Origin of the sequence: Yoonia sp. (genome assembly GCF_965660735.1) — a bacterium.
GTDB lineage: Bacteria > Pseudomonadota > Alphaproteobacteria > Rhodobacterales > Rhodobacteraceae > Yoonia.
The window spans coordinates 12,685-33,609 of the sequence record NZ_CBFIBD010000014.1 but is presented as its reverse complement, the minus strand read 5'-3'; the positions used below and the strand labels follow the sequence as shown (position 1 = coordinate 33,609).

Genomic DNA, 20,925 nt, shown 5'->3' with positions numbered 1-20,925 from the left:
TGTCGCGCAGGCCCACTACACCGGCTGTCAGCCTTCGCCCTGACCCCGACTTGGTGCGCCTGAACCCGCACCACCACCAGTGCCGCTGCCCGCCTTGTCGTTGACGTTCTGCACGACGTTGCCGCGCATTTCATCTGTGCCGGGTGTGTCGATGCTCTGGGCCTGGTTTTCATCATGGTTCTTGGCCAAAACGGCGTCGGTTTCCGTCGCCCAAGGGTTATTGTGCGCCGCAATCGCAGGCGTGCACAAAGCAACTGCGACGACGGCACCGGCAAGTCTTATGCTTTTCATGAGGACTTCTTTTCTGATATTCAATGCAGGTCATATATGGATTATTGAATATAACGACCAATGAACACCAGTGCGCGGCATTTCCGTCAGTGGAAATCCGCCTTGTCGTCGGGGTCCGGCTGCCCGATCCCCTGAAACACCCATTTCAAGGGAAACGCCCACCCGATCCCAAGCGCGACATAGATAAAGAACTCGATCGCCTTGGGAAAACGCGATGCCTCGCTCATCACGGTGACGGCGACCACGATATAGGCGGGCAGCCCGATCACCAGAACGGCAAGCGCCAGACGCTTGCGAGCTTTGTATCCCAGCGCCATCAGTCGGCAAAGGGATCGGTAACAAGGATCGTATCCTCGCGTTCTGGCGAGGTGGACACAAGTGCGACCGGGCAGTCGATCAATTCCTCGATCCGGCGGACGTATTTGATGGCCTGCGCCGGCAGGTCGGCCCAAGACCGTGCGCCTTCGGTGGATTGCGACCAGCCTTCGATTTCTTCGTAGATCGGCGTGCAACGGGCCTGCTGATCTGCGGCCGTGGGCAGATAATCAAGTTGCTTGCCATCCAATTCGTAACCGACGCAGATGCGCAGGGTTTCGAACCCGTCCAGCACATCCAGCTTGGTCAGGGCGATACCGTTGATACCCGATGTCGCACAGGTCTGGCGCAAAAGGCAGGCATCAAACCAGCCGCAGCGCCGCTTGCGCCCGGTGGTCGTGCCGAATTCATGGCCCCTTTCGCCCAACCGCTGGCCGTCGTCATCGTGCAATTCGGTTGGAAACGGGCCCTCGCCTACGCGGGTCGTATAGGCCTTGACGATACCCAGTACGAAATCAATCGCCCCCGGTCCCATCCCGACACCCGTTGCCGCCTGGCCCGCGATCACGTTGGACGAAGTCACATAGGGGTAGGTTCCGAAATCAATATCCAGCAATGCGCCCTGCGCGCCCTCGAAAAGGATGCGCTTGCCCGCCTTGCGCTTTTCGTTCAGCACCTTCCAGACGGGGGCAGCATATTGCAGGATGGCGGGTGCGACCTCGCGCAGCTTTGCCAGCACCGCGTCCCGATCAATCGGGTCAAGCCCCAGACCACGGCGCAGCGCGTCATGGTGAATCAGCGCACGGTCAAGCCGCAGTTCCAGTGTCGCATCGTCGGCCAGATCGGCCACACGGATCACGCGGCGACCGACCTTGTCTTCGTAGCAGGGGCCAATGCCGCGCCCGGTCGTGCCGATCTTGGCAACGGAATTCTGGCTTTCGCGGGCGCGGTCCAATTCGCCATGAAACGGCAGGATCAACGGCGTGTTTTCCGCGATCATCAATGTGTCCGGCGTGATGGACACACCTTGTGCGCGCAATGTCTCGATCTCGGCCAGCAGGTGCCAGGGATCAAGCACGACACCATTGCCGATGACAGACAACTTGCCCCCGCGCACCACGCCGGATGGCAGTGCGTGCAGTTTGTAGACCTGACTATCAATGACCAGCGTATGCCCCGCGTTATGTCCACCCTGAAAACGGGCGATCACATCGGCACGTTCGGACAGCCAGTCCACAATCTTGCCTTTGCCTTCGTCGCCCCACTGGGCCCCAACGACCACAACATTTGCCATAAGATATCTGTTCCTTTTACGCTGACCTGCCCCCTATATCGTTGCACCCTGCCATGCGAAACAGGAAATTTGCCGCAGGCCTGCACTGGACAGAGCCAGACATAAAGCTCGCACGCGCCCGCAGGCAAGATCAGGGGTTGCGGGCCTGCGCGTCAGCTTTTAGATACCGCCTGTCCGCACCCGCGCCCTGAAAGGCAATTTCATGGAAAACGTCGTCCTTATCATCCACCTGATCTTGGCGCTGAGCCTGATTGGAACCGTTCTGTTGCAGCGGTCCGAAGGTGGTGGCCTGGGAATGGGCGGCGGCGGCGGCGGTGCCACCGGCGGACGGCCGGCCCCAACCGCGATGAGTAAATTCACCTGGGCACTCGCAGTTGCGTTCATCTGCACATCCATTGCGCTGACATTGATTGCGGCCAATAACACGGCTGGATCATCGGTTGTGGACCGCCTGGGCGGCGATACAGCGACCGAGCAGGACACGGATGCGCCTGACCTGGGTGGCAGCCTGTTGCCCCCGGTCGCAGATGATGCGCCCTTGCTGCCGTCGGGTGACTGACCACAAGCAGTTGCAGGGCCAACACGATTGGCAACATGATATTGCGCCGCCGGTTGCGCTTCGGGTGCGAATCCGGTAATAGTCAAATCCCGTGATGATGCGAATTTGACGGTTCGCTTTCCCACAAAATTTGGAACTTCTCACGGGGGCCTCAGGCTATGGCGCGTTACATTTTCATTACCGGTGGCGTTGTGTCCTCTTTGGGCAAGGGGCTCGCATCCGCCGCCCTGGGCGCATTGCTTCAGGCACGCGGTTTTTCGGTGCGGCTGCGCAAGCTTGATCCCTATCTGAACGTCGATCCCGGCACCATGTCACCGTTTGAACATGGCGAGGTTTTCGTCACGGACGACGGCGCAGAAACAGACTTGGACCTTGGCCACTACGAACGCTTTACCGGCGTGCCCGCGCGCATGACGGATTCGGTGTCATCGGGCCGCATCTATTCCAACGTGTTGGAAAAGGAACGCCGCGGCGATTACCTGGGCAAGACCATTCAGGTGGTTCCTCACGTCACCAACGAAATCAAGGATTTCCTGAAGATCGGCGAAGACGAGGTCGATTTCATGCTGTGTGAAATCGGCGGCACCGTCGGCGATATCGAAGGCCTGCCCTTCTTTGAAGCGATCCGCCAGTTCGCCCATGACAAACCGCGCGGCCAGTGCATATTCATGCACCTGACCCTGCTGCCCTATCTGGCTGCATCCGGTGAATTGAAAACCAAACCGACCCAGCACAGCGTCAAAGAACTCCAATCCATCGGCATCGCGCCCGATATCCTTGTTTGCCGATCTGAACATCCGATTCCGGAAAAAGAGCGCGAAAAAATCGCCCTTTTCTGCAATGTGCGCAAACAATGCGTGGTTGCCGCCTATGATCTGAAATCCATCTACGAAGCCCCGCTGGCCTATCACGAACAGGGCCTGGATCAGGCGGTTCTGGATGCCTTTGATATCTCGCCCGCTCCTGCACCCAAGCTGGACGTCTGGCACGATGTCTATGACCGAATTCACAACCCCGAAGGCCACGTCAAGGTCGCCATCGTCGGCAAATACACCCAGCTGGAAGACGCCTACAAGTCCATCGCAGAGGCACTCACCCATGGCGGCATGGCCAACCGGGTCAAGGTAAAGGTTGAATGGGTCGATGCAGAATTGTTCGACCGCGACGATGCTGCCCCCTATCTGGAAGGGTATCACGCGATCATCGTGCCCGGCGGCTTTGGCGAACGCGGGACTGAGGGCAAGATCAAGGCGGCGCAATTCGCCCGCGAAAAGAAAATCCCCTATCTGGGGATCTGTTTGGGCATGCAGATGGCCGTGATCGAGGCGGCGCGCAACGTTGCCGGCATGAAAACCGCCGGGTCCGAAGAATTTGACCATGAGGCGGGCAAGAAGCGGTTCGAGCCTGTGGTCTATCACCTCAAGGAATGGGTGCAGGGCAACCAGAGCGTGACGCGCAAAGCAGATGACGACAAGGGCGGCACAATGCGCCTCGGGTCCTATCACGCGACACTGGCCGAAGGATCAAAGGTAGCGGAAATCTATGGCACGACCGCCATCGACGAACGCCACCGCCACCGCTACGAGGTGGATATCAAGTATCGGGAGGCACTGGAAAAGGTCGGGTTGAAATTCTCGGGTATGTCCCCCGACGGCAAATTGCCCGAAATCGTGGAATGGCAGGACCACACCTGGTTCATCGGCGTGCAATTTCACCCGGAACTGAAATCAAAGCCCTTCGCCCCGCACCCGCTGTTCGCGGATTTTGTCAGGGCAGCGGTGGAGACGTCGCGGTTAGTCTAGGCGTACTTCAATGTCCATTTTGCCGGACAAATCGGTCGTTGAAGTTGAATGCTGAAGCACTAAAACCCTCAGTGAAACAAGGGGCTAGTGGATGATTAGAAAAATTTCTTCCTTGATTTCTCTCGGGCTCGCCTTCGCTTTTGGGTATTTGTACTACGCCAGGTATTTCAAATGGCGCAATTGTTTCAATGAACTAGGCCGGTGCTTCGACGATGACGCGGGTATCGTATATTTAGAGCAATCAGGGGCCGCATGGTTCTTATTCGCTGTGCTGGCTCTTGGAGCAGGCCTCTACAATGCAGGGCATCTGAGCAAATCTAAACGGTAATCCGGGCTCCAAGCAAAACTTCGCAGCACACCAAGATATTTCCCTTAAAACCCAAAGGTCACCTTACGCGTCAGGACAACGCTGGCGCCAACTTGATCGGTGGTCTGCACGATCGGGCTGTTGGTGGCGTCGCCTTGCAACTGGTCATAGCGGATCGTGCCGGTCAGGCCCCAGTCTTCGTTGAACTGGTAATGCGCCTCGGCCTTGACCCCCGCGCTCAGGATGCCGCCTTGTGCGTCATAGGCGACAAAGCTGCTGTTTGCCGCCTCGTCCGCAGTGATCCCGAAATAGGTCTGTGCATAATCGTCGCTGCCCCAGAACACCCGCGGCCCCGCGCGCAGCGTCACCTGTGCGCTGGGCTGATAGATCAGGTCGCCGCCGATTTCACCAACCAGGGAATCATGCCCGATCACGCCGGAGCGCAGATCAGCAAACAGATCATAGCCGCTACCATAATACCGGACACCGCCGCCCAACTCGACCGAGGCGTCAATGGTGTCCAATCCGGCAAGTTCATCAAATTCATCGGCAGTGCGTTCGCTGATGAACCGGACAGACCCGCCAAAACCAAACCCCTTGGTTTCGGCCCCACCGATAGTCACCCCGCCCAGTTGCAGCCGTTCCAGCTGAAAACTGCCAGTCGGGCCAACGACCATTTCGTCCGATCCGAAATACCCCGGCTTTACCTGCGCGCCGACCCCGATATGGGCGGAAATCCCGTTGCCGCCATCCTGCGCCGACAGAGTTTGCCCCGCGCTGATCGCAGTAATGATCGTGAACATGCGTATAAGCATCGAAACGAAATCCTTTTCCTGTCTTTTACTAGGTTAGCGCGCGCCCGTGCTGCGGCAACACTTGGCCCCGGTGCCGTTTACGGCTAATGCGAGGAAAACCAAAGGGGTCACATGCTTTCCTATCAACACGGCTATCACGCAGGCAATCTCGCGGATGTGCATAAACACGGCCTGCTGGCATGGGCGCTGGATTACATGATCCAAAAGGACAAACCCCTGTCCTATCTGGAAACGCACGCCGGGCGCGGTTTGTATGACCTGACCGATGCAGCGGCGACCAAGACCGGCGAAGCCGCCAAGGGAATCGCCATTGCGGCAGACTGGTTCGCGCCCGATCACCCTTATGCACAGGTTTTGGCGCGCATCCGTGCCACCCACGGGCCTGATGCCTACCCCGGATCACCGCTGGTCGCGGCCGAAATCCTGCGCGCGGTGGACAGCATCCATCTGTCGGAACTGCATCCGCAGGAATTTGCGGCCCTTCAGGCCAACATGGCCCCTTATGGCGGGATTTTCCGTCAGCGCGATGGCTGGGACATGGCGCTGTCGCTGTGCCCGCCCGACCCGCGCCGGGGGCTGTTGCTGATCGATCCGTCGTATGAGGTGAAAACTGATTACCAGACCATCCCCGATACCATTGCCAAGATCCACCGCAAATGGGGGGTTGGCGTCATCATGCTGTGGTATCCGATTCTGACGGACGCGCCCCATCTGCCCATGGTCAAGGCCCTGCGCGCCGCGATTCCCGACGGCGTGGTGCACGAGGTGCGTTTTCCCCCTGCGCGCCCCGGTCACCGCATGGTCGGATCAGGCCTGTTCGTCGTGAACCCGCCCTATGGCTTCACACATGAGGGAGCACGGCTTGCCGCCCTCTTTCAAGAACAGCTGAAGGGGGCTATGTAAGGCGCATGTTTGCTGATCTTCTCCGGCGTTTGACCGCCCCCGCCCCCGAAAGACTATCTGATCCCGATGCGCGACTTGCGCTGGGTGCGCTTTTGGTGCGCATCGCGCGATCCGACGGTCACTATGCCGCAATCGAGATCGCCCAGATCGATAAATCGCTGGCCAGCCGATACGGGTTATCCCCATTCGAGGCAACGGCCCTGCGCGCGCAATGCGAAGCGCTGGAATCAGAGGCGCCCGACACGGTTCGTTTCACCCGTGCGATCAAGGACGCGGTTGACTACGACAACCGGGTCGGTGTGATCGAGGCGCTATGGTCCGTCGTCATGGCCGATGGCAGCCGCGAAGAAGAAGAGGACAGTATCATGCGCATGACCGCATCGCTGCTGGGCGTATCCGATCAGGACAGCCACAAGGCGCGCCTGCGCGTCAGCCCCGACAAGGGATGATTGAAAGCCTGTCTGTCTCTGTGGTCCTGTTCAAGGGCGCGACAAGGCGCCGTTGCATGGCAGCGATACCTACCCTTGCGCCCACAGATCATCAGGCGAACAACCTGTGCGGGATCACGACCCTTCCCTCACACGCACATGATCTGCCTTTTACGCCTGCGAAACGGGCAATCGCAACCTGACGCAGGGTTAAAGTGCATGATACCGTTGCAAATGTTTAAAAAATGCGCCCTAATCACCGGTAGAGTAATAAAAGCTGCCAAAATTGACTAATCCTGCCCCCGTCATCGAAATTCGTAATCTGCACAAATCCTATGGCGCACTTGAGGTGCTGAAGGGTGTCGATATCACTGCACCTGCAGGGCACGTCGTGTCATTGATCGGATCATCGGGGTCCGGAAAATCCACGCTGCTGCGCTGCGCCAACCTGCTGGAGGACAGCCAGCAAGGGGATGTGATCTTTTGCGGCGAGCTGGTGATCTGGAAAGGGACCGGCATGAACCGCCGGCCCGGCGATCATGCGCAGATGATCCGCATCCGCACCAACCTGTCGATGGTGTTTCAGCAGTTCAATCTTTGGGCCCACATGACGATCCTGCAAAACGTGATGGAGGCGCCGGTCACGGTGCTGAAGCGCGAAAAGGCAGAGGTCGAGGCCGCCGCGCGCAAATATCTGGACAAGGTGGGGATCGGCGACAAATGTGATGTCTATCCGGCGCAACTGTCCGGCGGGCAGCAACAGCGCGCCGCCATCGCCCGCGCGTTGTGCATGGAGCCAAAGGCGCTGCTGTTTGACGAACCGACAAGCGCGCTGGACCCCGAACTGGAGCAAGAGGTGGTCAAGGTCATCAAGGATCTGGCCGCCGAAGGCCGCACCATGATCATCGTTACCCACGACATGCGCCTTGCCGCCGATGTCAGCGATCACGTCGTGTTCCTGCACCAAGGCAAAATCGAGGAAGAAGGGCCGCCAGAGACACTGTTTGGCCACCCCAAAACCGACCGGCTGCGCGGCTTTCTGTCCGCCACGGTTTCATGAACATCTAACGGGAGAAAAAGATGAAAAAACTGATCCTTTCCACCACCGCGCTGGCCTTTGTGGGCGGCATGGCCTTTGCCGCCGGGCACTCTGTCGTGCGTATGGGCACCGAAGGCGCTTACCCTCCGTACAACTATCTCAATGACGATGGCGAGGTTGATGGCTTCGAGCGTGAGGTCGGCGACGAAATGTGCGCGCGCGCAGAACTGACCTGCGAGTGGGTCACGACGGATTGGGACGGCATTATTCCCAACCTTGTGTCCGGGAACTATGACACCATCATCGCCGGTATGTCGATTACCGATGAACGTGATGAAGTCATTGATTTCACACAAGACTACTATCCACCCACTGCTTCGGCCTATGTCGCGGCCTCTGACGGTGTCGATCTGACCGGCGGCGTCGTTGCCGCCCAGGCCACGACCATTCAGGCCGGTCACGTGGTTGACACCGGCGCCACCCTGCTGGAATTCGCGACCCCCGAAGAAACCATTGCTGCCGTCCGCGCGGGCGAGGCTGATGCCGTATTTGCCGACAAGGATTTCCTTGTGCCGATCGTGGATGCGTCGGGTGGCGAATTGATGTTCGTGGGCGATGACGTGCCCCTTGGTGGGGGCATCGGCATGGGTATCCGCGAAAGTGATACCGAACTGCGCACCAAAATGGATGCCGCCATCACAACGATGAAGGAAGACGGCACGCTGAATGCGATGTTGATCAAGTGGTTCGGCGAAGACACGGCCACATACTAAGCATTTCGCGCCCCGGCCCGTACCGCCGGGGCGCAATTGCATCCACCCTCTTTCCAAGAACATGCAGCATTCCCGCGCCCACCCAGAGGCCCCGCCATTTTCAGCTACTGCACCGATCCCGCGACCCTTGACGGCCTGACGTGGCTGTCGTGCTACCTGACCACAGGCAAGCATATGGGACTGTATTGGGCCGTGGGCACAGTGTTGATCCTGCTGGCGATTACGGCCCCCCTGGCGTTGTCATTCGGGTTTGGCGGGGCGGCTGCGGCCCGCAGCCATGTGCCGCCACTGCGCTGGCTCGGCAAAACCTATATCGCCATCGTGCGTGGTGTGCCCGACATTGCGTTTTTCCTGTTCTTCGTGATCGCGCTGGACCAGGCGATCGAATATTTACGTCACAAGGTCAAATGCCCCGACTGGCCCGATGCCATCCGGCAAGGCAACGATTTCGTGGTATGTGAGGCCGCCAAGATGCCGCTGGGCAATGCGCCGCAATGGGTACACGAGACCTATGGGTTTTTCATTGCGGTCTTTACTTTTGCGCTGGTTTTCGGGGCCTTTGCCGCCAATGTCCTGTATGGTGCAATGACCGCCGTGCCCCGCGGCCAGTTGGAAACGGCCGAAGCCTATGGCATGTCGCGCCGCCAGACCTTTTGGCGCATCCTTGTGCCGCAAATGTGGGTCTATGCATTACCGGGCCTGTCGAACCTTTGGATGGTCCTGATCAAGGCGACGCCGCTGCTGTTCCTGCTGGGGGTCGAGGATATCGTCTATTGGGCGCGCGAGCTGGGCGGCACCAAAACCCCGCAATTCACCGACTACCCCCACCCTGACTGGCGGATGTGGTATTTTCTGGCGCTGCTGGTCTTTTATCTATGCTTTACCAAAGTGTCAGAGGTCGTGCTTGGGCGGGTGATGGCCCGCCTGACCAAAGGCCAGGCGACCGCCGCAGGTGAACGGCAACGAAAGGCCGCAGTATGAGTTGCTGGGAAACGGTTCTGGATTACGGGCTGCGCAGTATCGGCTACGGTGAACGGCTATTGCCACGCAGCGATTTCACGCTGTGCCAGCAGTTCACGCTGATCGGATCGGGCTTGATCTGGAATATCTATTTCGGCATCTTCGCCCTCTGCACCGGCTTTTTCCTTGCCACGGCTGTCGCAATGGGCAAGGCCGCGCAAAACCCTCTATTACGCAAACCCGCCGAATGGTTCATCTTTGTCTTCCGCGGCTCGCCCCTGTTCATTCAGTTCTTCTTTGCGTATTTTCTGTTTCTAAGCCTCAAGGGCTCGTATCCATTCTTTAGCCCGCTGACATCGGCCTGGGCCGGGGCGTTGCTGGTATTGTTCCTGAATACCGCCGCCTACACCGGTGAAATTTTCTATGGCGCGCTACAATCCATCCCCAAGGGCGACACCGAAGCCGCCGACGCTTACGGGTTGTCCGGTTGGACACGGTTCCGACGGGTGATCTGGCCCACCATGCTGCGGCTGGCCTGGCCCGCGTATACCAACGAGGCGATCTTTCTGTTCCACGCCACTACGCTGGTCTATTTTTCGGGGTTTCCCGCCGTGCAGCAGCGGGGTGACGCGCTGTATTACGCCAGTTATTTCGCGGACAAGACGTTCAACCCCTTTGTGCCCTACCCGATCCTTGCAGGGTATTTCATTCTGCTGACGCTGGCGATCATCGGTGTCTTCAGTCTGGTGAACAAACGGTTGAACCGGCATCTTCCGCAAGAATACCGGCCCAAATTGCGGTTCCGCCCACAGGTGATCAGATGAGCTGGCTCGACGATCACCCGGAGGTGCGCAACGTGCGCTGCGGTGCGGCTGACCTGAACGGACAGGCGCGCGGCAAACGCGTGCCGCGCCGTTTCGCCGACAAGCTGGAAAAGGAAGGCACGCGGTTTCCCCTGTCGGTACTGAACCTTGATATCTGGGGCGAAGACATCGACGACAGCCCGCTGGTGTTCGAAAGCGGCGATGCCGATGGCGTGCTACTGCCGACCGAACGTGGCTATGTGCCGATGCCTTGGCTGTCATCGCCCTCTGCCATCCTGCCGCTGTGGTCGTTTCACGAAGACGGCACACCCTTTGGCGGCGATCCGCGCCATGCGCTGGCCAGTGTCGTCGCACGCTATGCGGAACGCGGGCTGACCCCGGTTGTCGCCACCGAAATGGAATTCTATCTGGTCGATGACAGTGGCCGCGACATCCGCCAACCCAAATCCCCGCGGTCCGGCAAACGCCGCGCCGGGGCCGAGGTGCTGTCGCTGCGCGCACTGGATTCATTCGATCAGTTTTTCAACGAGCTTTACGACGCCTGCGACATCATGGACATCCCCGCCGAGGCCGCTATTTCGGAAGGGGGGATCGGCCAGTTCGAGGACAACCTTGAACATGTGCCCGACGCGCTGAAGGCTGCAGATGATGCATGGCTGTTCAAGATGCTGGTGCGCGGCACGGCGCGCAATCACGGTATGGCGGCCAGTTTCATGGCCAAACCCTATCCCGATTATGCCGGAAACGGGCTGCATATGCATTTTTCCGTGATCGACAACCAAGGCAACAATGTCTTTGCCAATGACACGCATGACGGCAGCACACTGCTGCACAACGCGATTGCCGGGTGCATTGCCGGCATTCCCGACCTAGCGCTGATCTTTGCGCCGCATGGCAACAGTTTCGAACGGCTGGTCCCCGGCAGCCACGCGCCCACGGGCATATGCTGGGCTTATGACAACCGCACCGCATCGGTGCGTGTGCCGGGCGGCAGTTTCAAGGCCCGGCGGATCGAACACCGCGTCGCGGGCGGCGATGTGAACCCCTATCTGTTCATCGCGGCAGTGCTGGGGTCGGCCCTCGTCGGGATCGAGGATAACCTGACGCCACCTGATCCCATCATCGGAAACGCATATACACAAAAACTACCTCAGGTGCCGCATAGCTGGGGCGCCGCGATTGACGCATTCGAAGCCAGCGTGCTGGCACGGCGGATATTCAACGATGAACTTGTGGTGAACCTGATCCGGACAAAACGGCAGGAAATGCATTATTTTCAGGAACTCAGCCCCGAAGAGCAGCTGGAACTCTATCTTGACACCGTGTGAGGGGCCGGACAGAAATTTCGCGAAATTTCTGTCCGATGGACCCGCTTGCAGCGGCCATTCAGCCAAGGTAGCCTGAGCCTAAATAAACCCACGGATCATCCATGAAAATCGGCATCCTGCAAACTGGCCATGCACCTGATGAATTGCGTTCATCGGGTGATATTTCTGATCATTTCGAAAAAATGCTGTCGGGACAGGGTTTTGACTTTGTCACCTACAGCGTCGTCGATATGGCCTTTCCGCTGTCAGCAACAGACTGTGATGGCTGGATCATTACCGGGTCCAAACACGGGGCCTATGAGGATTTGCCATTCATTGCGCCGCTGATGGCCCTGATACAGGACATCTACAATGCAGATGTGCCTTTGGTCGGTATCTGTTTTGGCCACCAGATCATTGCGCAGGCGCTTGGCGGACGGGTTGAGAAATTCGCAGGCGGATGGTCCGTCGGCCCGACGACATATGATTGGAATGGCACTGCCGTTTCATTGAACGCATGGCATCAGGATCAGGTTGTCGTCCGCCCCCGGGACGCGACCGTCTACGCCTCCAGTGACTTTTGCGAAAACGCAGCCCTGGTTTACGGCCGCCGCGCCTTTACGGTCCAACCGCATCCTGAATACGATGCCAATTTCATTTCCGGCCTCGCCACCCACCGCGGACCCGGCGTTGTGCCGGACGATCAACTGGCCGATCTGCGCGCCCGGGCTGATATCGCTGTCGATAACGCACAGATCGCCGCACAGATTGCGGGTTTCTTCAAAGAAAGAACGATCCAATGACATGGACAAACCATATCCCCGAAGCCGCGAAACGTTACCTTGAAAACAACCGCCTGGACGAGGTTGAATGCGTCATCGCCGACCTGCCCGGCATCGCCCGCGGCAAGGCAGTACCGGCCGTCAAATGGGACAAGCAAACCCATTTCCACCTGCCCAATTCGATTTTTTTCCAGACCATCACCGGCGACTGGGGCGAGGCCGCGGGCCCCGACGGGTTCCTTGAACCCGACATGATCCTGAAGCCCGATCTGACCACCGCCACCGCCGCCCCCTGGGCCGAGGATGGCACATTGCAGGTGATCCACGATGCCTTTGACCAAAAGGGCAAGCCGGTGCCCTTCTCGCCGCGCAATGTGCTGCGCCGGGTGCTTGATCTTTACAAGGCAGAAGGCTGGACGCCGGTCATTGCGCCGGAAATGGAGTTCTATCTTGTGGGCCGCAACATCGATCCCGCCAAGCCGATCGAGCCGATGATGGGCCGCACCGGGCGCCCTGCGGCGGGGCGGCAGGCCTATTCGATGTCGGCGGTCGATGATTATGGCCCGGTGATCGACGATATTTATGAATACGCCGAAATCCAGGGGATAGAGATCGACGGCATCGCGCAGGAAGGCGGCGCGGGGCAGTTGGAAATCAACCTGCGCCACGGCGATCCGATCCTGCTGGCGGATCAGGTGTTCTATTTCAAGCGCCTGATCCGCGAAGCCGCGTTGAAACACGATTGTTTCGCCACCTTCATGGCCAAGCCGATCGAGGGCGAGCCGGGATCTGCCATGCATATCCACCATTCGGTGCTGGATGAAAAAGGCCGCAACATCTTTACCGGCCCGCAGGGTGGCGAAACGGATGCGTTTTTCCATTTTATCGGCGGATTGCAGGAACATATGCCCAGCGTGATCGCCATGATCGCGCCCTATGTGAACAGTTTCCGCCGCTACGTGCGCGACCACGCCGCCCCGATCAACCTCGAATGGGGCCGCGACAACCGCACAACGGGCATCCGTATTCCGATTTCAGACCCCGCCGCACGACGCGTGGAAAACCGGCTGGCGGGGATGGATTGCAACCCCTATCTGGCCATCGCCGCATCGCTGGCCTGCGGTTATCTTGGCCTGCGCGACGAGATCCGCCCCGACAAACGCTGGCGCGGTGACGCGTATGAGGCCGAGGATGAAATCCCCCAGGGGCTTTATGCAGCACTTGAACTGTTCGATGACGCCAAAGCCATTCACGACGTGATCGGACCCGATTTTGCGCGGGTCTATTCCATCGTGAAACGGGCAGAATACAATGAATTCCTGCAAGTCATCAGCCCGTGGGAACGTGAACATCTGTTGCTGAACGTCTGACCCGATGAATCCGCTCTACCGCAACGACCGCCCCGGCCAATTTCCCAAGAGCTGGTACGCCGCGACGGCCGAACTGCCGCCCGAACGCCCGCCGCTTTATGGGCAGACGGTGACGGATGTCTGCGTGATCGGCGCAGGTTTTACCGGCCTGTCGGCGGCGCTGCATCTGGCACGCAAGGGGCTGGATGTGGTCGTGCTGGATGCGCACCGTGCTGGTTTCGGCGCATCGGGGCGCAACGGTGGGCAGGTCGGCAGCGGCTATAACGCCAGCCAAAGTACGTTGGAGAAAAAGCTGGGGCTTGATGCCGCCCGCGCGCTATGGGCGCTGGCCGAAGAGGCCAAGCAGGACATCCGCGACACCTGTGCACATGACATCCCCGAGGCGCGCTACACCCCCGGCGTCGCCCATGGATTTTACAGCACGAAAGAGGCCCGCGACGCCGCGACCGAGGCGCAACATCTGGCCGATACCTATGGCTATGACCAGATCACACAGTTTGACGCCGACGCCATGCGCGCACTTGTCAAATCGCCCGCCTATCAGGGCGGCGAATTGGACATGGGGGCGGGCCATCTCCACCCGCTGCGCTATGCACTGGGGCTGGCAAGACTGGCCGAAGAAGCAGGCGCACGGCTTTTTGACCGGTCAGAGGTGCATCACATCGCCCATGGTGACCCAGCCGAGGTGCGCACGGACAAGGGCTGTGTAAAGGCACGGCATGTGATCCTTGCAGGTAACGGCTATCTGCCGAATATCGAACGCAAGGTGGCCGCCAAAGTCATGCCTATCAACAGTTTCATCTGCGCAACCGCACCCTTGGGCGACCGTGCCGCCGATGTGCTGGCGCGCGATATCGCCGTCGCCGACAGCAAATTCGTGGTGAATTATTACCGCCTGTCCGAAGACAAAAGGCTACTGTTCGGCGGACGCGAAAGTTATTCCATCGGCTTTCCCGGCGACATCAGCACCGCGCTGATCGCGCGGATGACCATGCTGTTCCCGCAGCTTGCGGGTGTGTCGGTCGATTACGTTTGGGGCGGTACGCTGGGCATCACCATGACCCGCCTGCCCGCGATCCAACGCGTTGCGCCGAACGTGCTTTCAGGTGCTGGTTTTTCCGGCCATGGCGTGGCCCTCTCCGGGCTTGCAGGCAAGGTCATGGCCGAAGCGATTGCCGGTCAGGCAGGGCGTTTTGATACGCTGGCAGGACTGAAAGTGCCCAACTTTCCCGGCGGCACTGCGTTGCGTGCGCCGCTGCTGACACTTGCGATGACATGGTATGCCCTGCGTGATCGGCTTGGTGTTTGACCAATTCTGGGCGCTAATCTGACGCAGTAAAGCCACATTGTCTATTTACCGACAATGATGCGGAATGACGTGCGGTGGATCGTAATGACCTCTTATTCAATCGATCGTAACATTGGCCTTGCGGATGTTTTTGACAGGGCAGAGTTGGCTTTTATCGGGCTGATTGGTGCTGTGTTTTGCACCGTTATCCTAATGTCCCTGACTGGCGATCAAGTGGTTGCCTGGCATCGTATGGCGGCAAGTCTGACAGCCGCACTCTGCCTCGTCTTCGGGGGCGTTTACATGCGCGTGTTCAAAGGGACCGAACGCACTGCAAAAAGCGCGGTGGTCATTGGCCTCAGTACGGTTTTCGGGCTATCCATGCTTGTCTTCTTTTCGCTGCACATGCCCCGGCCTGCCCCCGCCCTGTCCGACAGCCTTTTAGCGATGGATCGCTGGTTGGGATACGACTGGTCGATGTTGTCGGCGTGGGTCGCGGGCGTTCCCCATCTAGGCGAATTACTGCAGGTTTTCTATTGGTCGGCATTTCTACAGGTGGTCGCTGTCCTGGGACTGCTGTCATATCTTGGGCGGTTTCGTGATGTGGACAGGATGGTGTTTGCCAACGCAATCGGACTGCTCCTGGTCTTTCTCATGTGGCAGGTCTTTCCCAACCTGAGCCAATCCACCTATCAAACCGTCCCGGCAGAAATAGCGCAAGGAACTCATCTGCTGTCCGGCAACATATATGCCCGATCTTTGCTTGATATGGCGGCAAACAGTCTTCCTTTGGGGCAATTGGACCGGATGCTTGGGCAAGTTTCGTTCCCTTCCTATCAAATCGTCATATGCGTGCTTGCCGTCTGGTTCAGCAGAGCGACCATCTTGTTCTGGCCGATCGTGGTGATCAATCTGATTGTGGTCCCTGCCGTCCTGATCCATGGCAGCCACCACGTGGCCGACCTGATCGGCGGCGTTGCTGTCGCTGTGATCGCCGTTGGGCTGGCAGATGTGCTCTTTAATCAACTCCTTCGGAGCGGGCCACCACAAGCGATATAGCTACGGCTTGGGCAGCATTGCCCCCATTGTAAGCAGCACGTTCCGCCCCTATCGTGCACTGAACGATAGTAAAGAGGTCACCCATGCCTGACGATTCCCCCAACAGTTGGGAGGCGCGCGCCGACGCCAGTTCCTTTTATGGGTTCACCGATCTGCCTACGGTCCATGACCGCGGCACGATCGTGCTGACCCATGGCAAGGGTCCATATGTCTATGACATCGCCGGGCGCGAATATCTTGATGCAAATTCCGGCCTGTGGAATATGGTTGCCGGATTTGATCACCCCGGACTGATCCGCGCGGCACAGGACCAATACGCGAGGTTCCCCGGATATCACGCGTTTTTCGGCCGCATGTCCGACCAAACCGTCATGCTTTCGGAAAAACTGGTCGAGGTGTCACCGTTTGACAGGGCCAAGGTGTTTTACACCAACTCGGGATCCGAGGCGAATGACACGATGGTCAAGATGCTGTGGTTTCTGTCCCGCGCCGAAGGCAAGCCAGAGCGCCGCAAGATCCTGACCCGCGAAAACGGCTATCACGGCGTGACTGTCGTCAGCGCCTCGATGACAGGCAAGCCCTATAACAGCGTGTTCGGCCTGCCGCTGGACGGGTTTATCCATCTGTCTTGCCCGCATTACTGGCGTTTCGGCAAAGAGGGTGAAAGCGAGGCGCAATTCACCGCCCGCATGGCGCAAGAGCTTGAAGACACCATTCATCGTGAAGGCCCCGATACCATCGCCGGTTTCTTTGCAGAACCGGTCATGGGGGCCGGTGGCGTTATCCCACCCTCTGCAGGGTATTTTCAGGCAATCCAGCCGGTCTTGCGCAAATACGGCATCCCCCTGATCGCGGATGAGGTCATCACCGGCTTTGGCCGCACTGGCAATACATGGGGCTGTGAAACCTATGATTTCATGCCCGATGCGATCATTTCCTCAAAAAATCTGACGGCGGGTTTTTTCCCGATGGGGGCGGTTATCCTGGGCCCTGACCTGGCCGACAGGCTCCAATCTGCCGCCGAAGAGATCGAGGAATTCCCGCATGGCTTCACCGCGTCCGGCCACCCGGTAGGTTGCGCGATTGCGTTGAAAGCAATTGATGTGGTGATGAACGAAGGATTGGCTGAAAACGTGCGCACCCTGACGCCACTGTTCGAAGAAGGCATGGCGCGGCTGGCCGAAAACCCCAACATCGGCGAGTGGCGTGGCAAGGGCCTTATGGGCGCGCTCGAGGCTGTCGCCGACAAAGAGACAAAGCGCCCCTTTGACGGGTCGCTGTCGGTCAGCGAACGAATCGCCAATGCCTGCACCGATCAGGGATTGATCTGTCGCCCGCTGGGTCAGGCAGTCGTGTTATGCCCGCCGTTCATTTTCACACCCGCGCATATGGATGAGATGTTCGGCAAGCTGGAAAAGGCGCTCAATGGCGTGTTCGCAGAGGTGGCCTGACCCTGGGTCATGCCACCTGCCCGCTTACTTGTTCATCTTAGACAGCTTTTCCTGCAATGCAGCCAGCTGGCTTTTGATTTCGCCCAGATCATCTTCTTCCTTGGCAGGGGTGCTGCTGCCGGGGATGATGCCGCCAGTCATGGCCTTGAAAAACGCCTCCTGCTGGGCGCGCATCGCCTCGAAACCCGGCATCGCGGCCATCGGATTGGCCTTGCCCATGTTCTCCATGGCTTTCGATTGCCCTTCGCGCAGCATCTCGAAACTGGCTTGCAGGAATTGCGGCACCACCGAGGCGGCCTGCGTTGTATAGCTGCGGACCAGATCGGTCAGCACATCAACGGGCAGGACGTTCTCACCGCGACTTTCGTGTTCTGCTATAATCTGCAATAGATATTGCCGTGTCAGATCATCACCCGATTTCAGATCCACGATCTGCACTTCCCGCCCTTCGCGAATGAAAAACGCGATATCTTCCAAGGTGACATAGTCGCTGGTCTCGGTGTTATAAAGACGCCGGCTCGCGTAGCGCTTGATCAGTAGCGGTTTGTTGGTCTCTGCCACGGCCGTCCCTTCCAAAACATTTTGCACTGCAGAGAAGCCTATGCCGCGGCTGCGCAAAAAGAAAGAGGCAAGCGCGCAAAACAAAAGGCGGCCCAAAGTGGACCGCCTTTCAAATCAAACCCTCAGGGAGGCAAGGGTTGATCAAAACAGATTACTTGGCAGCTGCGCTTGCTTTCTTGGCAGCAGCAGTCATCTCGCCGGTTGCTTTCTTGGCAGCAGCGGTCATGTCCTCGGACATATCCTTGCCAGCGGACAGAACCAGTTCCATCGTCTGTGTCTGCACTTTTTTCGCGATTTCAGCGAAAGCGGACATGTGCTCTGCGGCAGCTTCAGCAGACGCAGATGCGAAATCGGTCATTGCCTTGGCGTAATCGGCAGGTTCTGCCTTCGCCTTGGACATGGCTTCGATCTTGGACAACGTGTCTTGGGTCCATTTCGCAGACAGTTCGGACGATTTTCCGGCAGCGTCGATTGCGACGGCGGACATTTTTTCGGCCAGAGTTGTTTGCGTCTTGAAGGTTTCTTCCATTGCCTTTGTATCGACAGGGAATGCGCCCATCATGTCTTTGAACACAGCGGAAAAGTCTTGAGTCTTGGCAGTCATAGTGTCAGCCCTTTCGGTTTTCAGTGCGGGGAACACCCGCTGTTATCTCTGACACCAATATGCATGCTGCAGTGCAGCATTTCAAGTTTTTTTTCTGCATTGCAGCATAATTTTTCCCGGGCTGTATTTTTAGTCTGAAAATCGGCTACTTAGCGACAACATAGGTGCCCGGAGCAGGGGCCAGCATTGGGTGGTCCTCGCCTCCTGGTTGACGCGCAGGTATCATTTTGCCTGATTTTCCGGATAACCACGCATCCCACAGCGGCCACCATGACCCTTCACGCTTATCAGCCGCAGCGTGCCAGTCATCCGCGCTCAACCCCAGTTCTGGGTTGGTGTAGTGGCCGTATTTGTTCTTGGACGGCGGGTTGACGATACCTGCGATATGGCCGGATTCGGACAGGATGAAAGTCTTGTCTTTCGATCCCATCTTCTGAATACCGCTATAGCTGCTTTTCCAGGCCGCGATATGATCGGTTTCGCAGGCGATCGCGATCAGGGGTACGGTGACATCTTTGATATGCACGGTTGTGCCGCAAACATCGAAACCCGTGGTGGCGAATTTGTCCTGCTGGCACAGCCCGCGCAGATATTCCATTGTCATAGTGGCGGGCAGGTTTGTGCCGTCACCGTTCCAATATAGCAGATCAAAGGCCGGTGGTGCCTTGCCCATCATGTAGCTTTTGATCGCGGGACCATAGATCAGGTCGTTGGCACGCAGATAGGAAAACGTGCGTGACATGAAAAAGGAATCAAGAATTCCGTTTTCCGCCACTTCCGCGTCGATCCCGTTGACGAAATCGTCTTCCAGGAAAACGCCGACCTCGCCCCGGTCGGAAAAATCGGTCAGCGTGGTGAAAAAGGTCGCGGCATTGACCGAGGTGTCCTTGCGCTGTTTCATCAGCGCCAGCGTCAGCGACAGCGTGGTGCCCGCGATGCAATAGCCCACGGCGTTGACTTTCTTCACGCCGCAAATCTTTTTCACTTCGTCGATCGCAGTCAGATAGCCGTCTTCGATGTAATGCGACATGGATGTATCACGATAGCCCGGATCCGGGTTGACCCATGACACGATGAACACCGTATAGCCCTGATCGACCGCCCATTTGATCAGGCTGTTCTGGGGCTTCAGATCCAGGATATAGAATTTGTTGATCCAGGGCGGAAAGATGATCAGCGGCGTTTCGTGGACCTGATCGGTCGTCGGCGCATACTGGATCAGCTCGAACAGATGATTGCGATAGACCACGGACCCCGGCGTAGTCGCCAGATTCTCGCCCAGCTTGAATGCCGTCTTGTCGGCCAGCGTGACAACCAGATCGCCGTTGTTCGCCTCTAGATCGGCGACCAGATTTTCCAGCCCTGACACAAGGCTTTCGCCATCGGTTTCGGCGGCCAGTGCCAATGCCTCGGGGTTGGTGGGCAGGAAATTCGTGGGGCTGAGCATATCGATCAGTTGCTGGCTGAAATAGCGCAGCCGCTTCTTTTCTTCGGAATCCAGCGTGTCGATATCCTCGACCGCTTGCTGCACTGCCGCGACGTTGATCAGGTATTGCTGCTTGATAAAATTGAAATAGGGGTGGGTTTCCCACAATTCATGGGTGAACCGGCGATCCTTGGGGCTGTCGTCTTCGGGCGGTTCCAGTTTACCTTGGGTCAGCAGGTGCTGGGCGGCAACATAGTGTTTGACCGATTTACCCCAGAATTCCAGCTGATGTTCCAGCAACTTTGCCGGATTGTTGATCATTTCGGCCAGATAGCCGGTGGCCGCCTTCAGATACAGATCCTGGCTTGGCCCTTGCAATGCAGGTGGCACCGGGCGCGCCTGGCCAAGGGCGGTGATCAACCGCTGGGTCAGCGCCTCGACCCTTGCCAGGTTGGCCTCCAGTTTTGCAACGTTTTGTTTGGAAGTGACGTCGTTCGCCAAATCGTTTGTTGTCATTTTAACCTTCCTGTGCCTATGCTGCGCGTGCAGCATGGACCTTTTGCCCACGCGCCCGGAGTTGTTCGATGAAGTATATGATGACCTATGACCTGATGGAAAGCATGCGTAATACCAATCAGTGGTTGGGCGCAACCGCGCGCGCCTTTGCTTCTTATCCCATGATGTCGATAGGGGCAAACCCGGCGATGGACTGGCTAAAGGCATGGGGCGAAGTGACGGAACGCACATTCGAACGGATGGTCGTAAAG

Annotated in this window: 21 protein-coding genes and 1 pseudogene; 15 read left to right on the top strand and 7 right to left on the bottom strand. The window is 58.2% G+C overall.

Annotated elements, in window-relative coordinates:
- Positions 1 to 27 precede the first annotated feature (27 nt).
- From ACTG4B_RS07465 to ACTG4B_RS07455, 3 genes are all read right to left on the bottom strand, one after another.
- Positions 28 to 291 carry a hypothetical protein gene (locus ACTG4B_RS07465; protein ID WP_439155065.1) on the bottom strand — a complete coding sequence of 88 codons (264 nt, stop codon included), beginning with the start codon at positions 289 to 291 and terminating at the stop codon, positions 28 to 30.
- A gap of 86 nt (positions 292 to 377) precedes the next feature.
- Positions 378 to 608: a DUF2842 domain-containing protein gene (locus tag ACTG4B_RS07460; protein ID WP_439155064.1), complete on the bottom strand. Its 231-nt coding sequence runs from the start codon at positions 606 to 608 to the stop codon at positions 378 to 380.
- Positions 608 to 1,900, bottom strand: coding sequence for an adenylosuccinate synthase (locus tag ACTG4B_RS07455; RefSeq protein WP_439155063.1), 1,293 nt, complete (start codon positions 1,898 to 1,900; stop codon positions 608 to 610). The genes ACTG4B_RS07460 and ACTG4B_RS07455 overlap by 1 nt, the downstream gene beginning before the upstream one ends.
- 202 nt (positions 1,901 to 2,102) lie before the next feature.
- On the opposite strand from ACTG4B_RS07455, the gene secG reads away from it, so the two are divergent.
- Both secG and ACTG4B_RS07445 read left to right on the top strand, forming a co-directional pair.
- On the top strand, positions 2,103 to 2,459 hold the full coding sequence (gene secG / locus ACTG4B_RS07450) for a preprotein translocase subunit SecG (protein WP_439155062.1): 357 nt from the start codon (positions 2,103 to 2,105) through the stop codon (positions 2,457 to 2,459).
- Between the two features lie 158 nt (positions 2,460 to 2,617).
- Positions 2,618 to 4,261, top strand: a complete 1,644-nt coding sequence (locus tag ACTG4B_RS07445) for a CTP synthase (protein ID WP_439155061.1) — start codon at positions 2,618 to 2,620, stop codon at positions 4,259 to 4,261.
- A gap of 372 nt (positions 4,262 to 4,633) precedes the next feature.
- On the opposite strand, the gene ACTG4B_RS07440 is transcribed toward ACTG4B_RS07445, so the two are convergent.
- The gene (locus tag ACTG4B_RS07440; RefSeq protein WP_439155060.1) at positions 4,634 to 5,383 is read right to left on the bottom strand and encodes a MipA/OmpV family protein; all 750 of its coding nucleotides are present in this window, start codon (positions 5,381 to 5,383) and stop codon (positions 4,634 to 4,636) included.
- A 111-nt stretch (positions 5,384 to 5,494) separates the two neighbouring features.
- Between ACTG4B_RS07440 and ACTG4B_RS07435 the strand changes: the two genes are divergently transcribed.
- From ACTG4B_RS07435 to ACTG4B_RS07380, 12 genes are all read left to right on the top strand, one after another.
- Positions 5,495 to 6,286 carry a 23S rRNA (adenine(2030)-N(6))-methyltransferase RlmJ gene (locus ACTG4B_RS07435; protein WP_439155059.1) on the top strand — a complete coding sequence of 264 codons (792 nt, stop codon included), beginning with the start codon at positions 5,495 to 5,497 and terminating at the stop codon, positions 6,284 to 6,286.
- A 5-nt stretch (positions 6,287 to 6,291) separates the two neighbouring features.
- Positions 6,292 to 6,735: a TerB family tellurite resistance protein gene (locus ACTG4B_RS07430; RefSeq protein ID WP_439155058.1), complete on the top strand. Its 444-nt coding sequence runs from the start codon at positions 6,292 to 6,294 to the stop codon at positions 6,733 to 6,735.
- 265 nt (positions 6,736 to 7,000) lie between these two features.
- A complete protein-coding gene (locus ACTG4B_RS07425; RefSeq protein ID WP_439155057.1) occupies positions 7,001 to 7,774 on the top strand; it encodes an ABC transporter ATP-binding protein in 774 nt (257 codons plus the stop codon).
- A 20-nt stretch (positions 7,775 to 7,794) separates the two neighbouring features.
- A complete protein-coding gene (locus ACTG4B_RS07420) occupies positions 7,795 to 8,526 on the top strand; it encodes a transporter substrate-binding domain-containing protein (RefSeq protein WP_439155056.1) in 732 nt (243 codons plus the stop codon).
- A 96-nt stretch (positions 8,527 to 8,622) separates the two neighbouring features.
- On the top strand, positions 8,623 to 9,507 hold the full coding sequence (locus ACTG4B_RS07415) for an ABC transporter permease (protein WP_439155088.1): 885 nt from the start codon (positions 8,623 to 8,625) through the stop codon (positions 9,505 to 9,507).
- Positions 9,504 to 10,310 carry an ABC transporter permease gene (locus tag ACTG4B_RS07410; protein ID WP_439155055.1) on the top strand — a complete coding sequence of 269 codons (807 nt, stop codon included), beginning with the start codon at positions 9,504 to 9,506 and terminating at the stop codon, positions 10,308 to 10,310. Before ACTG4B_RS07415 ends, ACTG4B_RS07410 begins: the two co-directional genes overlap by 4 nt.
- Positions 10,307 to 11,638, top strand: coding sequence for a glutamine synthetase family protein (locus ACTG4B_RS07405; protein WP_439155054.1), 1,332 nt, complete (start codon positions 10,307 to 10,309; stop codon positions 11,636 to 11,638). The genes ACTG4B_RS07410 and ACTG4B_RS07405 overlap by 4 nt, the downstream gene beginning before the upstream one ends.
- A gap of 101 nt (positions 11,639 to 11,739) precedes the next feature.
- On the top strand, positions 11,740 to 12,420 hold the full coding sequence (locus tag ACTG4B_RS07400) for a type 1 glutamine amidotransferase (protein ID WP_439155053.1): 681 nt from the start codon (positions 11,740 to 11,742) through the stop codon (positions 12,418 to 12,420).
- Positions 12,417 to 13,769 (top strand): glutamine synthetase family protein, encoded by a 1,353-nt coding sequence (locus ACTG4B_RS07395; RefSeq protein ID WP_439155052.1) that lies wholly within the window; start codon positions 12,417 to 12,419, stop codon positions 13,767 to 13,769. Before ACTG4B_RS07400 ends, ACTG4B_RS07395 begins: the two co-directional genes overlap by 4 nt.
- 4 nt (positions 13,770 to 13,773) lie before the next feature.
- Entirely contained in the window at positions 13,774 to 15,078 is a 1,305-nt protein-coding gene (locus ACTG4B_RS07390; RefSeq protein WP_439155051.1) for an NAD(P)/FAD-dependent oxidoreductase, read from the top strand.
- Between the two features lie 69 nt (positions 15,079 to 15,147).
- Positions 15,148 to 16,116 (top strand): phosphatase PAP2 family protein, encoded by a 969-nt coding sequence (locus tag ACTG4B_RS07385; RefSeq protein WP_439155050.1) that lies wholly within the window; start codon positions 15,148 to 15,150, stop codon positions 16,114 to 16,116.
- Positions 16,117 to 16,199: 83 nt separating this feature from the next.
- Positions 16,200 to 17,567 (top strand): aminotransferase, encoded by a 1,368-nt coding sequence (locus tag ACTG4B_RS07380; protein WP_439155049.1) that lies wholly within the window; start codon positions 16,200 to 16,202, stop codon positions 17,565 to 17,567.
- Between the two features lie 24 nt (positions 17,568 to 17,591).
- Here the strand turns inward: ACTG4B_RS07380 and phaR are convergent, their stop codons facing one another.
- The 3 genes from phaR to ACTG4B_RS07365 all read right to left on the bottom strand — a co-directional run bounded on the left by phaR (position 17,592) and on the right by ACTG4B_RS07365 (position 20,674).
- Positions 17,592 to 18,128 carry a polyhydroxyalkanoate synthesis repressor PhaR gene (phaR, locus tag ACTG4B_RS07375; RefSeq protein ID WP_439155048.1) on the bottom strand — a complete coding sequence of 179 codons (537 nt, stop codon included), beginning with the start codon at positions 18,126 to 18,128 and terminating at the stop codon, positions 17,592 to 17,594.
- Between the two features lie 151 nt (positions 18,129 to 18,279).
- Positions 18,280 to 18,732 carry a phasin family protein gene (locus ACTG4B_RS07370; RefSeq protein WP_439155047.1) on the bottom strand — a complete coding sequence of 151 codons (453 nt, stop codon included), beginning with the start codon at positions 18,730 to 18,732 and terminating at the stop codon, positions 18,280 to 18,282.
- Between the two features lie 145 nt (positions 18,733 to 18,877).
- Complete coding sequence (locus ACTG4B_RS07365) at positions 18,878 to 20,674, bottom strand: PHA/PHB synthase family protein (protein WP_439155046.1); 1,797 nt, start codon at positions 20,672 to 20,674, stop codon at positions 18,878 to 18,880.
- A gap of 68 nt (positions 20,675 to 20,742) precedes the next feature.
- Here ACTG4B_RS07365 and ACTG4B_RS07360 point away from each other — a divergent pair.
- Positions 20,743 to 20,925, top strand: a pseudogene (locus ACTG4B_RS07360) (polyhydroxyalkanoate depolymerase); the annotation flags it as partial.

Bases quoted from the DNA above. Each gene is read 5' to 3' on its own strand.
- ACTG4B_RS07440 (WP_439155060.1), bottom strand. From the start codon at position 5,383: ATGCTTATACGCATGTTCACGATCATTACTGCGATCAGCGCGGGGCAA.
- ACTG4B_RS07420 (WP_439155056.1), top strand. From the start codon at position 7,795: ATGAAAAAACTGATCCTTTCCACCACCGCGCTGGCCTTTGTGGGCGGC.
- ACTG4B_RS07390 (WP_439155051.1), top strand. From the start codon at position 13,774: ATGAATCCGCTCTACCGCAACGACCGCCCCGGCCAATTTCCCAAGAGC.
- ACTG4B_RS07435 (WP_439155059.1), top strand. From the start codon at position 5,495: ATGCTTTCCTATCAACACGGCTATCACGCAGGCAATCTCGCGGATGTG.
- secG (WP_439155062.1), top strand. From the start codon at position 2,103: ATGGAAAACGTCGTCCTTATCATCCACCTGATCTTGGCGCTGAGCCTG.
- ACTG4B_RS07405 (WP_439155054.1), top strand. From the start codon at position 10,307: ATGAGCTGGCTCGACGATCACCCGGAGGTGCGCAACGTGCGCTGCGGT.
- ACTG4B_RS07370 (WP_439155047.1), bottom strand. From the start codon at position 18,732: ATGACTGCCAAGACTCAAGACTTTTCCGCTGTGTTCAAAGACATGATG.
- ACTG4B_RS07395 (WP_439155052.1), top strand. From the start codon at position 12,417: ATGACATGGACAAACCATATCCCCGAAGCCGCGAAACGTTACCTTGAA.
- ACTG4B_RS07430 (WP_439155058.1), top strand. From the start codon at position 6,292: ATGTTTGCTGATCTTCTCCGGCGTTTGACCGCCCCCGCCCCCGAAAGA.
- ACTG4B_RS07445 (WP_439155061.1), top strand. From the start codon at position 2,618: ATGGCGCGTTACATTTTCATTACCGGTGGCGTTGTGTCCTCTTTGGGC.
- ACTG4B_RS07455 (WP_439155063.1), bottom strand. From the start codon at position 1,900: ATGGCAAATGTTGTGGTCGTTGGGGCCCAGTGGGGCGACGAAGGCAAA.
- ACTG4B_RS07365 (WP_439155046.1), bottom strand. From the start codon at position 20,674: ATGACAACAAACGATTTGGCGAACGACGTCACTTCCAAACAAAACGTT.
- ACTG4B_RS07410 (WP_439155055.1), top strand. From the start codon at position 9,504: ATGAGTTGCTGGGAAACGGTTCTGGATTACGGGCTGCGCAGTATCGGC.
- ACTG4B_RS07460 (WP_439155064.1), bottom strand. From the start codon at position 608: ATGGCGCTGGGATACAAAGCTCGCAAGCGTCTGGCGCTTGCCGTTCTG.
- ACTG4B_RS07465 (WP_439155065.1), bottom strand. From the start codon at position 291: ATGAAAAGCATAAGACTTGCCGGTGCCGTCGTCGCAGTTGCTTTGTGC.
- ACTG4B_RS07400 (WP_439155053.1), top strand. From the start codon at position 11,740: ATGAAAATCGGCATCCTGCAAACTGGCCATGCACCTGATGAATTGCGT.
- ACTG4B_RS07380 (WP_439155049.1), top strand. From the start codon at position 16,200: ATGCCTGACGATTCCCCCAACAGTTGGGAGGCGCGCGCCGACGCCAGT.